This is a genomic window from Lysobacter sp. Hz25 (assembly GCF_046097045.1).
Classification (GTDB): Bacteria; Pseudomonadota; Gammaproteobacteria; order Xanthomonadales; family Xanthomonadaceae; genus Lysobacter; species Lysobacter antibioticus_B.
Map to the genome: position 1 here is coordinate 533,753 of NZ_CP175666.1, position 12,074 is coordinate 545,826.

The following is a 12,074-nucleotide window of genomic DNA, read 5'->3' on the forward strand; positions in this document are numbered from 1 at the left end:
TTCGTGTCAGGCGCGATCTTTTGGTCAGTTGCGATAGTCGCATTAGTTTTCTGGGGGAGCCGCGGCGGTCGAAATCCTTGGCAATAGGTCGAGAAGAACGCTAGATGAGCCAGGCAACCTCACCTTGGATGGTCTACCTGTTGGCGGATCAACGCGCCGGCCCGTATGTGATGGGCATCGGCGGTTTGTTGGACGAGGTGATGCAGGAGGTTCGTGAAACGCATCGCAAGCGAGTCGCGGCGTCTGGCGATCGCAACTTGGCCGCTTTTTGCTTGGTGTGGTACGAGGGAGTGAAGACGTACGAGGAAGCGCGCGCGCGCGGCCGAGATCCGGCGTTGGCCCCACCGTTGGCAACGCCGCTTGATTGAGTCGGTGAATCCAGATTGGTGGGAACGCTCCCAAATGGAATCCGGGTTTCCCCGCGTGTTCTGGCAATGCATTCCAGAAAAGGCTAGCAGGCGAGGCAAATCGGTCTAGCCAACTATTTTTGAGGTCATGCGAAACCCTATGAGTAGGATGTTCTCTGCGATCGCGCTGATCTCCCTGCTTCCCGGGACTGGATTCGCATGTAGCCTCTACAGGTCAGATGAATTTCACCTGGAGGCCAACAAGCAAGCTTCCGCAAAACCACCGCGGGTTGGCGTGCGAGATGTCAAGTTCGTCCCATGGATTTCAGCCGATGACACCTGTAATGGAGTTGGCTTCATCAGAATTGAGCTTTCCGGCCCTGCGGCCCGTGACACCAATAACTACGGTGTCTTCGTCCAGGCGCAGACTGGAGTCAACGACGAGAATTTGCTCCCCCCGTATCCGCTTGCTCCAATGCGAAGCCATAGAGGGAAGGCCTCAGTAAGTTTGGCTTGGACAAGTATCTCGCGGGATGCAGATGGCCATGTCCGTTGGAGGTTGAAAATTACCCCTGTGTCGCTCGCGGGAGTGCTAGGCACTCCAGTGTCGGTCTGCGTGGCGTCCGACGACTCTTGCCCTCATCTTGTGCCTGACCAGCCGGCGGGCTGGCCCGTGATTGGCGCCTCGCCCCTGGCCGCTCTGGTGCTCTCGGTTTGATGCTCGCTTAGCGGGTCATCTACGCCGTCAAACCGCTCTATTTGATCCAGCGCTAAGCCTTTGAAAATAAAGGAAACGCGAAATCGACCATTGGACCAAAAAACCAACGGGCAGAGAAAAGAGGGGGGAGAGACCGGATTCGGCCGGAAGTTGGCCGGTGCGGCGAGGAGCTAGGTCCAATGCCTGTCGCGGAAACCCTCGAAAATAGGGGGCTTTCCGGTGCCGATGAAGTCGGCAGAGACTTTCCGAAGTGGGGAAGTTGGCGCGCCCACGGCTCCCAAGTTCAAACCAGTCTATTCACGCATGGGAACAGGCAGGCACACAGACGAACATGCCGCCGATGGGATAGTTCACTCCACATACCCCGCCGGACCGCTTTCCTCCCTGGCATAGCCCATGCGGCCGGCGACTGCGCTGAGTCCGAAGTCCGCCGTGACGGCGCCGTTGAAGATGTTGGTGTCACTGGGGGCGGGTCTTGATGATCTGCCGCACCGCAAGTGGCGTAGCAGATGGCGATCCACTAGTAGAGCGCGCTAGTGGACTGGCCTCGTTACAGTTAGTCAATTGAGAGGTTGCGTGAGCAAGATTGGAAGTGAGATGGAAATTTGATTCTGTTCTAGTGCCAAGGGATACATTAAGCAGCGTTTCGTTTGGAAAGCGATTTTCAATCGAATGTCAGACGGCGGATCGTAGCGGGTGACGATGAGGGTTGAGTTAGTGGCTTCCATCGCTAACTTACTTATTTATGATTCACTGAGACTGGAGGATCGGAATAATGGCCATGAAATTCATTTCATCGTGGTGCTCTGTCGTCATGGCAGCCGCCCTTTGCTTTTGCTTCCCGACGGCTGCGCGGGCCGAGATGGTCTTGATGACATGCACTGGCACGACCACCTTGCAGTACAGTCCTGGCCTTACGTTCACCCCAACGCTCAATTCGTACGCTGTAAATGCTGTAATGGCGCCATGCGTTGGCATCCCAGTTGGGGTGTCAAGTGCAAACTACTCGGCGAGTGGTTCTGAGGTGCTTTCGTGTGAGGTTATTACGAGCACTGTTACAAAGCCCCCCTACACGTTCCATTGGGGCGACGGAACGCAAAGCACAACGCAAACTGACACCGTCGTCATCCAGCGCCCATTGGGTCAGATCGTACGCATCGATACTGGTCACGTAGTGAGCGGTCGATTCTTGGGTGCGACTGTCGTGAAGACGATGACATTGCTGCAGACCGATCTGGATGCCTGCCTTACGACGGGTGTGACCAGCACCGGTGGGCCAGTTGTGCTGACAGTAACGGGCATCTAAGCCACGAAATCCTGGTAACTCCAAGTGGCGGGGGGCGAAAACCGCCCAGACGATCCCTTCCCCGTTACACCTGACGGAACAGGGGCCTGGCAGTGAGGGGGCGGCGCGCCCAAGGGACGCCTACTCCAGTGCCCGCCCTCGTTCGCGCGGTCGAGCACATCGGGCCGCCAGTCTGGTAGCGCAGCATCGACCTGCCTGATATCGGCGAGCGGCATAGATCTGCGCCGCCAAAACGTATCTTTGTGACTGAGTAACTCCTGCATCGTCCGGATATCGCCGTTCGCTTCGAGCAGATGGGCGGCAATGCAGTCTTGAAAGATGTGTGGGCTGACGATTCGAAGATACCAACCACCCAACCCGTGCTCTAGACGGACCGCCATGCAGCGGATCTATTCTGGCTCGTTATCGCCTGAGTCATTTTGACCAATGATCTCGACCTTGGCCGTGAACATGCGTGCATTGACCGTTGTGCGATACACAGTCCCGACACCTCCGCCATTCGCAACAACGAGCGGGATCAGTCCTACCATGCGGTGCTCCGTGAGGGTTAGAAATGTACTGTCGGCCACATACTGACCTTCAGGCAAATGCATAAGTGCGGTGCTGGGCACGCCGGCATACCGGTTCGACATTGAGCTCTCGCTAAGAACGTTAACCCAACTCACGTCACCGTTACTGGTGACGTCCACTTCCTTAAAATTGATGCGTGGGCCGTTCACGCTTCCGATCCGGCGCTGGGCTTCGGTTAACCGCGCGGCGCTGATCGGCCAGCCTCGAATAGCGAACACGCTACGGTCGACTTGACGCAGCAACGGCGAGTGAGCGAGGGCAGCGGAGAACGATACTGGGTTCATTCCCTTGCCTACCACTAGCGCCTGATGCAACTCGCTTCGGGATGCGAGGCCACCCCGAAGTCTGAGTTCCCCCAGGATTGATTCGGCGACACCATGCTTGGCGTTGAATTCACTCCCCTCCGCGGAGAGGCGGAAGTCGTCGCCCTGTTGACAGATCACCGCGGGCGACTTCGTCAGCAACTTATGCACGATCCCCATTGGAGGCCAGACGCCGGCTTCTTCGGAGACATCGGAATCACGGGAACGCGAATATCGGGTCAGCCCGCCATAGATGATCTCGATGTCGAGTGGGCGCTTTGCGAAAGCCAGGATCTCGATGGTGCGCTTGATCAGACGATTGGCGCTGCCCTCGGGTCCGAACCAGAACCAAGCCTCGTCATCGCCAATCCAGTCGAATCCTGGCGCATGAGCAATCACCTGCCGGAACTGATCCGGCGGAATCCAATCCTGGTGCTGACGCATGGTCAGCGCCCATACCAGGTTGAGTTGCGCAGCGCCACAGTGGCGGATCATGGTCTTAGATTGGGTGATCGCGGCTTGGAACCACAGCGGCAGATCGCCGGCAATGACGATAGTGTCGCCATTCCGGATGTGGACAAGTTGAATTGGGAGCGGTCTGCCGAGAACGTCCCGCCCGTAGTCGCTTGCGCCTTGCAGGCTCAGATTGCCGCCAAGAAGGTGTCGAAGGCGCGCCTCTGCCAACGAGACCGCGACCGACTCAAGCGCTAGACAAGCGGTTGCCAACGCATCGAAACACTCGGTTCTCAACGTTGTGGCGGGTAAGAAGGAGAGCTGCTTGTCGACAATCTGTCGAATTCGCTCTCGCGTCACCCCATGAGCGTTCCCAATAGCTCGCAAGGTGCTTTCATCGTCGCCGCGCCCGCCATAGCGCGCACGGAAGACATGGGCATTTCGTTCAACATGCCTCGATACCCGGGCGCAGCGGCTCAATAGACGTCCGGTGTACAGGATCTCCTCGTCCAACGTACTTGCAGCCTGGAAGTCCGAGCGATCATCGTTGTCAGTCGCGAAGAGCCGCGTGTCGAATGCGATCATTGGTTCCGGAACGCCGCACGCGGCGGCGATAGATTTGACTTCTTTTGATCTCGGGATCCGATTGAAATCTGGATTCTCCCAGGCCGCCACTGACGCCTGCGATTTGCTAATGCGTGCGCCTAGCTGTCCTTGGGTCAGTGGGCCACTGCGCCCTCTCGTGCGGGCGTCCTTGAGCCAAGCTTTCAGCGCTGGGCGCGACGTGATCTTGCACTCGCCTGGAGACTCTGTCGAAAGCAGCCCATCGATGATCTGCGGATGCAGGAACTTCGAGGCTTGCACCGCCAGGTCGTCGGCGGGATAGCCAGTAGCGGCAGAGAGGCTTGTGAGCTCATCTGGTGTCGGAGTTTCTTTACGATTGGCACTAGACAGTTTGGCCAGTCGATCGCGATTAATGCCTGCATACGCATGCAAGTGGGTGAGGCTACGTGCTCCGTGGCGCGCAAAAGTTAGCCAGTCCTTGAGGATCGCGGTTGCGTATTCCTCAGTCAATTCCTTCCCGTCAGCCCCGATCCATTCCGACACCACGTTGTCCTGTCATAAATTCGACGTTTCGTTTCCCTGCTTTGGTACGTCAGGAGAGCCAATCACCTCGCTCGGCATGAACAAGTTTCACGCCTCGTTCTCGAAGCATTGCGCCAAGTACCTCGGGCCACGCTGCATTCTCCGTCTCGAAGCAGAGAGCAGCCTCGACAAACGTTTCGTGAAGCAATCTGCAGCCTCGTACTCCAGGCGCGCTGCCAATAATCGATCGAGCCAAGAGGCCGATGTCTGCGAGTTTCGATGGCCGGTCAGGCGCTCTTGCGACGATTATCAAGTGCTTCCCCATGGCGTCCATCCGTTACATCCCTCGGGCATCCTCGCTCTATCTCAGTACGAATAGAGGACCGTTGGTCGGGTATGTCAGCTACGACGCGCAGCATGGTCAGGCGTTAGGCCGGGGCTCTAGGCAGTTGAAGTGTCAGAGCTGGGAGCGCGTGTGGCACTCCGTGCCGTTCGCCGCCCCGGCAGGGCTGAATCGATGGTCCGGCCTTAGCGTCCCCGATGCGGTGCCGGGCTGCAAAACCTAGCTAGCATCACAGCTGCAATGAGATGCGTACTCTGCGATTCGAATTCAGTGGATTGAGTTAGCGTCGCGTTGGTGGTCGCCAAGACGTTTCGCCGGAGAGCTGCGCATCCCAAAGCCTGCCGCGGCAGATCGATAGATTCTTCGATCTCCGGCAACTCGTCGCGGTGCGGATTCTGATGTCGGCGCGGCGGGCGCGATTGAATGCGACGAGCACGACTGGAAGCCGCTAGCCTAGCGCGGACGAGGTAGCCGTCGTGGGCACGCTAGAGCGCGCATGCCGAGGATGCCCTCGAGTCGCCGCTGGCTAGGGAATATTGCACTGGAAGGCGAGGGTGACTTGATTGCTCCCGGGTGTAGCGGACAGGGTGCCGAGCGCCAGACCGGCGGACAGGTCGCCGAAAGTCAATGCGCCTGCAGGACACGCGCCGGCCGGCCCGCTGCAAGTGACTGCGTTGCCGGCTGGGCAGACGATGCCAGTGCCTGCCGTGTCTCTTACCAGCGCCCCGGTTACCGAATCCGGTCCGGTGTTGGTCACCACCACGGTGTAGGTCGTGGTCGAACCTCGCGTCACGGTGTCGTTGGGTTGATCGATGTCGTTGTTGACGCCCGGCGTATTGGTCTTGGTGATCTGCAGGTCGGCCTGCTGGCGGGTATTGGTGATGGTGCAGACGATCGCCGTGTCGTTGTCGCCGACCGTCAGCGTGTTACCCGACAGGCCTGTGGTGCCAGCGCAGGCCCAGGCGCTTGGGTTGTAGAGGCCGATGTTGCCGGCGCCCAGGGTCTCGGTCAGGGTGAACACGGTACCGGTGTCGACGGCCACTGCTGTTCCGGTGTCGGTTTCGTTGGCGCTGTCGGCGATCGAGGCCAGCGTGGGATTCGCCACGCCACCGGTGGCGGTGAGGCTCGCGCTGTCGTTGATCGCGGCGCCGACCCAGGTCTTGGCCAACGCTACCGAAGCGGTCTTGCGCGCATTGGTGAAGCTGCAGTTGAAGTCGGTGCCCGCCACGACATCGGCGGACGCGATGGTAAAGGTGGTGCCGCTCAGGCTGCCGACATTGGCGGTGCCATTGCTGCAGGTCGCGCTGGCGAGTTGGTAGATCGCAGGCAGCGCGTTCTCCTGGATCGTGATCGCCGCGCCCGGTGCGACGATGCCGAACGGTTGGATGCCCGCGGCTGCGTTGCCGTCGACCTGTGCTGTGCCCGATACCGGGGTGCTTACCGTCGCGGCGGTCAGCGCTGTATTGGTCAGGGCGAACCCGAAGGTGCCGGCCGCGGCCGGGCTGGTGGTCTTGCTCAATGTCAGGCAGCCGGGGTCCACAACGGCCGTCGCTGTGTTGTTGGCGACGCCGCCCGGCGCCGGAGTGACGAATCCGGCTTGCACGCCGGTGCCCTCCTGCATCGGCGCGAGGACCGCGACCGTACTGGTGTTGGTGGTGGCCGCGCATTGGGCTGGGTCGAGCGTGCCGGTGATCGTATAGGTCAGGATGCCGCCGGCCGCGGCATTGCCGGCGGGCAAGATCGCGGTCGCGCTGATGGCGCCGGTGCCGCTGGCGGCCGGACAGACCGGCGCGGGCGTGCCGGTAGCAGCGCAGGTCCAGGAGAACGCGGTGAAGCCGGCCGGCAGCGCATCGGCGATCGAGACCTGCGCGTCGTGGACGTCGAGATCGGCGCCCGTGCCCACGGTCGGGCGCGCCGTGTTGTTCTGGTACGTCACGGTAAACACCGAGCTGCCGCCAGCTGCGGGGTTAGCGTTGCCGACGGCCTTGGTCGTGCGCGTGTCGACGTCGTTGTCGAGAATGGTGTAAGTCGATTGCGGCACGGATGGAGCGCCGCATGTGGAGGTACTGGCGATGGTGTAAGCCGAGGGATTCGGCACCACGCTCATCACGACCGTCTCGTTGTTCTCGATGATCGTGTCGTTGACCACCACGATGCCGGTGGCGAACTGGCTGCTCGCGCCGCCGTCGTAATTGCCGGCCGGTATCGTCATGGCGAAGGTGTTGGTGCCCGACGGCGTGGTGTAGTCGCTGCCGAGGGAGGCCGTGCTGGCGGCTGTGACTTGGATGGTCACGGTCACCGCAGTCGCGAGGGTGCCGGATACTGCGATAAGCGGACCAGCGCCGGCGCCCACGGATTCGGATCCCGAGCTGGAGGTGGTTCTGAACTCCAGGTAGGGGGTCAGGAAAATTTGGATTTGGTCGAGCAGGTTGCCAACCGCGTTGTTGCCGGTGGCCGTGCTGATCGCCTCGAAGCCGAAATTCTGAATGCCCGATGCGCCATTCCAGGTGAAGGTGCCGGTGTAGTCGGCCCACGTATTGATGGTCGTCGGCGGCGCGCAGCTTGCGCCGAGGACGAGGCCGCCCCCGCAGGATTGGACTGTGCCGGCGCCGGCCGTGTTGGTCGCAAAGCGGCCGATCTCATTTGCCGTGGAATCGATGTTGAACGACATCACATCGATGCCTTCACGGCCGCGATGGCTCAGTTGCCAACTGACCTGCTCGCCGGTAACCAAGCAAACGGGCTGATAGAGGCGCGAGGCCGCGTGGGCGTTGAGCTCGGCGAAGTTGCTGCCCGCGCGCGACGGCACCCCGGCGAAGCCGTTGCTCCACAGCTCGATCAAGGGGCCCGTTTCGCCGGTCGGAGGGCTCGTGCAGGAGCCACTGCTCGTGCCGCTAAAGTGAGTGGTGCTCCAACCTGGCACCCTCGTATCCGTGACGATGACGAAGCAACTGGCCGGCACCAGTATTGGATCTTCGAAGCCGAGATTGATGAAGCTGCGCTGGATTTGCGCCGCTGCCGGAAATGCCAGCAGCGACAGCAACGTTACTACGCAGCACCAGGCGAACAGACGCCCGCCGTGCGCAGTACGTGTGGTGCTTGGACGGTGGTAGGTAGACAAACGGCACCCCCTTGCACAGGCCAACCGATGAATCAGCATCGAGCAATGACGTTCTTCGCTCGATTCCTGGGGTTCGAACAACGCTGCGGTGGAGCCCGTTGAGACGCCAGCTACTCGGTTGGCGGCCCGACCAGGCTTTAAGCCATGGACCGTGTGACTTATATGGCAAAAAGGCGGCTGCCTCAATCAAGAAGCGACATTCATTGATCTACTTCATCAAGTGTGAGAGCCCCGCAAATGAGACCGGTCATCGCGGACGACCCTGTCTGCCACCTGCGTCGCTGCTCGCGAAGGCTCGCATGGAACCCTTGGCGCCTCCATGAGAGCCGGTATGGTATCGATCAGCCCACACCGTCTGCGCGGCCGTAGTACTGGCTGATGACGCCTTCCATTGCGCGGATCAAGGCGCCCTTGCTGATGGCTGATGGCTGATCGCCCGGTCGCCTGGGCGGAATGGGGGCGAAGATCCGCTGCAATTCGAGCTCGGCGGACGGTGCCGCAGGTCTAGGGCAGAAGAAGTCTGCGACTCAGTACTCTGTTTGTGGCGAAGTTTTTGGTGAGAGTGCGTGAGTGAAGCGACGCGCAATTGAGAAGTAGCGTTTCACGGCGTGTAGGTCCGAACCAGGGAGAACTCGATTGTCGAGCCAGCGGCTGATATCGAGAGAGGTTTAAGGAGCTCTCGTGATAATCGATGTATTGCTTGACTTCGCCGCCGACATCGCCCGCTGGCTGCATGTGCTTGCTGCGATCGCATGGATGGGATTCGGCTTGTGGCTCCGACGCCTGGCGTTCCGAGCTCGCCCGTTCGTAAGCCCGAGAGCCGAGTTGGAGGTTTGGGATACTCACAGCTTAGGGTTCTGGAGGACCACGAAAGTCGCCATGCCGACGGCTTCGGAGCTCGAAGGTCTGGTCTGGTCGTTCAATCAGATTCGCTGGTTGTTTTTTACAGGCTTGTTGCTATTGGGCCTCATCTATTACCGGCAGCCCCAAGCCTACATGGTCGATCCAAGTGTCTTTGCGCTATCCGGGCGAGAGGCAATTGCCTTGTCGGTGTTTGGCTTGTTGGGCGCGCCATTGATTAACGAAGTTATCAATCGCATCCCGCTTCGCTATGGAACTGTATACCTTCTAGCTTGCGTAGTTCATGTTCTTGGCTGGGTCTGCGCCTACGCAAACTTGTATTCGCAGCATGGGGCGATGATCCAGATTGGCGCCATGCTTGGCGTGATCATCACCGCCAATATCTTGTGGTACCTCTATCCGGCGACGCGCGAGGCAGTGGATGCTCTTATAAGGGGCGAGCGTCCCGATCCGGAAAAAAAACAGTACTGGGACCGGCGCAACAACCATTCGTTTCTCCTGCCTGCCGTCATCTTCCTGATGCTGTCCAGCCATATGGGGGCCGTGGTGCGCGCCAATGGCCACGCATTTCTTACGATCTCCACGGTTCTTGTCCTCAGTGCGATATCGCGTTGGGTGCTGGAGGCGACGCACAGGAACGGCGGCGTAATGCCCTTCCGACTTCGCTGGATAACGGCTGGAGCGGTCGTGGCCCTGGGCCTCGGAACAGGCTGGCTTTCATGGGCCCGGTACGGGTTCGATCAAGTACGCGGCGAGGCGCGCGCGCACAACCCAACAATCGATACGGCTCCATTGCGCGCGGAAGCGATCGTCTTTAGCAGGTGCGTGGCCTGCCATGCTGCACAACCAAGCTTTCCGGGCATGGCCTCGCCGCCTCGCGGAATTATTTTTACTTCCGACACGTTGCCTCACTATGCCGGTCAAATCGCGGTAGCGGTGCGAAGCGAGCGCATGCCGCCCGGGAACGCCACGGAAATGCTGCCGAGTGAGCGCAAGATACTGGCGGACTGGGCGATCAATCATGCACGCTGATCCGAAGAGACAAGGGCAGATTCACGGCATATCGGTGAGAGCTTCATGGCAGTTGCGTCCAACGCGCCCCCATGGAGACGTGGTTAAGGTCGTAATGAGCGGGCACCGCCTGCAAGCGGTCCCAGTGTGCGGCGCGAAGCAGCGCTCGGCCTGATCCGAGGGCGCTTCCAGGTCGAACTCGTTGACGTAGCAGCTGCTGGCGATGCCGACCAACTCGTCGTGCAGCGCCTTGAGCCAACGTCCGTTGACGTCGTGACCGCGTTCTTACTGCGACGGAATGGCCAGTCGGACATGTCGTCGTACAGATCGGCCAGGGTTTCGAGCTGGTCGACGTTGTGTTGAGACATGGGGTGGACGTTCTGTGCAACGGAAATCGTCATACTGTCGATGGAAGACGATGGCGCGTTCAATCTGCGCAGGGTGAGATGAGTGCTGCTTGTGCGCTGCAATGGGTTCGTGCGAGCGCCGCTGACTCTTCGTGGCGCTACTAGTACCTCTGAATTCACGTGAAAGTATGTGATTGGCTAATCACAAATACGTTTGCTAACGGATGTTCACGCGAACGGCTATCACATAGAAGAGAGCGGCATAGATCCTATCGGAACTGTTGCAGCTCCTTAAATTTCTCAGGATTTAAACGTGAACTACAGGGCCTGAGTGAGAAGTGAGCCCGTATCCCACTTCATGTTGGATCAATCGACTAATTCGCTGATCTGACCGCCGAATGATCACGCGGCGTAAGCAATGAGTCGCGCAACCGGTCCACGATGTCCTCGGTATCTAACTGCTGAATGTTCAACCTCCAGATTTCCGCGCGCTGGATTTTCTTTAGCGTAGGGAACGCGCGTTTCGCCGCCGCCTCATGCTTCGGCTGACGCAGGATTGCAGCTGCAATTTCCTCGATCGTTCGCCCTTTTTGCCTCGCACCCAACGCACGTCGACGTTGGACGCGATCCAGTTTGAATCCCAGCGTGGATTCAACGTCTCGAATATCGATCAATTCTCTCGTGAGCCTGGTGATCGACTCACAATGTTGCGCGCGGTCGCGTAAGTTCGCGAGTTCAATCCGGCTCAACTTCGGATGGCCTTTTGCCATGCTGTGTACGAGGATCGCCGTTCGCGTCGCCAGCACGACATCAATAATCAATTCGGGCTCGAAACCCTCCCGGCCAAGCAGCCGGACCACCGCTCGCTCCAACGGGTGCAACTCATTTAGCTGGGCAGACACAACGTCGAGATTCGAGGAAGAAATCATTAGGGCCTCCTGGCTAAACAACTGAGGTGACCTAGTTATGTGCTCGACCCTTGGAGCGGTCGCCTTGATGACACATCGGTCAAGTCTGTCGTAACTGCACTAACGCGAATGGCTAATAGATGCCCCGACCGTCGGCTATCAAATTCTTTAACGTCGTTAAAGCCTGCGTGACCAAGGCTCGCAAGCGCCCGTGACTGTGCTCTGTTGCGCGGTACACGAGTGAATCCCCATAGCGAGTAGATGTAACTCATGTCCCGCTCAAAAGCGACATCTGCCTCTAGTACAAGGAGCGTAAGGAATTTATCGGACCTCAGTGGCTCGGTGTAGCCCCTGGAACGGCGGTGCTCCCCTATATAGCCTACTGATGGGCTACGCCCAAAAGGGCCGTTCATCTCGTGGTGAGCTTTGGTGATTGTGGTGCGATGAGCCCTGGCGTACATGTTCGCGAACGAAATATTTACGCAATCTCCGGTGGGGATTCGAGCCATTTAAGCCTTGCGGGGAAGGGCTTCTGCCGCCCTAACCTCGGTCTGGAATTAAGCGTTGCTCAGTCGCTGTAACGTGCGTCTCAGTTTGCCGGAACGTAAAGATCCTCTGCGGGATAGAACGCAGAGTCCATCCCGATGGGGGCATCATGAAGAAGCTAGTCGAGCTCTTGGCGTCGAGAGGGCGTGTGTTGT

General features: G+C 59.3%; 5 protein-coding genes. 2 read left to right on the forward strand and 3 right to left on the reverse strand.

What is annotated here, in order from left to right; genetic code table 11:
- Positions 1-104: 104 nt before the first annotated feature.
- A complete protein-coding gene (locus tag ACKN61_RS02295; RefSeq protein ID WP_408952116.1) occupies positions 105-368 on the forward strand; it encodes a hypothetical protein in 264 nt (87 codons plus the stop codon).
- 2,392 nt (positions 369-2,760) lie between these two features.
- Here ACKN61_RS02295 and ACKN61_RS02300 read toward each other — a convergent pair.
- Positions 2,761-4,803 carry a sigma factor-like helix-turn-helix DNA-binding protein gene (locus ACKN61_RS02300; RefSeq protein ID WP_408952117.1) on the reverse strand — a complete coding sequence of 681 codons (2,043 nt, stop codon included), beginning with the start codon at positions 4,801-4,803 and terminating at the stop codon, positions 2,761-2,763.
- 848 nt (positions 4,804-5,651) lie between these two features.
- Entirely contained in the window at positions 5,652-8,168 is a 2,517-nt protein-coding gene (locus tag ACKN61_RS02305; protein WP_408952118.1) for a beta strand repeat-containing protein, read from the reverse strand.
- Between the two features lie 759 nt (positions 8,169-8,927).
- On the opposite strand from ACKN61_RS02305, the gene ACKN61_RS02310 reads away from it, so the two are divergent.
- Complete coding sequence (locus tag ACKN61_RS02310; protein ID WP_408952119.1) at positions 8,928-10,139, forward strand: urate hydroxylase PuuD; 1,212 nt, start codon at positions 8,928-8,930, stop codon at positions 10,137-10,139.
- A 700-nt stretch (positions 10,140-10,839) separates the two neighbouring features.
- On the opposite strand, the gene ACKN61_RS02315 is transcribed toward ACKN61_RS02310, so the two are convergent.
- A complete protein-coding gene (locus tag ACKN61_RS02315) occupies positions 10,840-11,394 on the reverse strand; it encodes a hypothetical protein (protein ID WP_408952120.1) in 555 nt (184 codons plus the stop codon).
- Positions 11,395-12,074 lie beyond the last annotated feature (680 nt).

What these genes read in the sequence shown, in the direction of transcription:
- ACKN61_RS02295 (WP_408952116.1), top strand. Translation starts at nt 105, where the DNA reads ATGAGCCAGGCAACCTCACCTTGGATGGTCTACCTGTTGGCGGATCAA.
- ACKN61_RS02315 (WP_408952120.1), bottom strand. Translation starts at nt 11,394, where the DNA reads ATGATTTCTTCCTCGAATCTCGACGTTGTGTCTGCCCAGCTAAATGAG.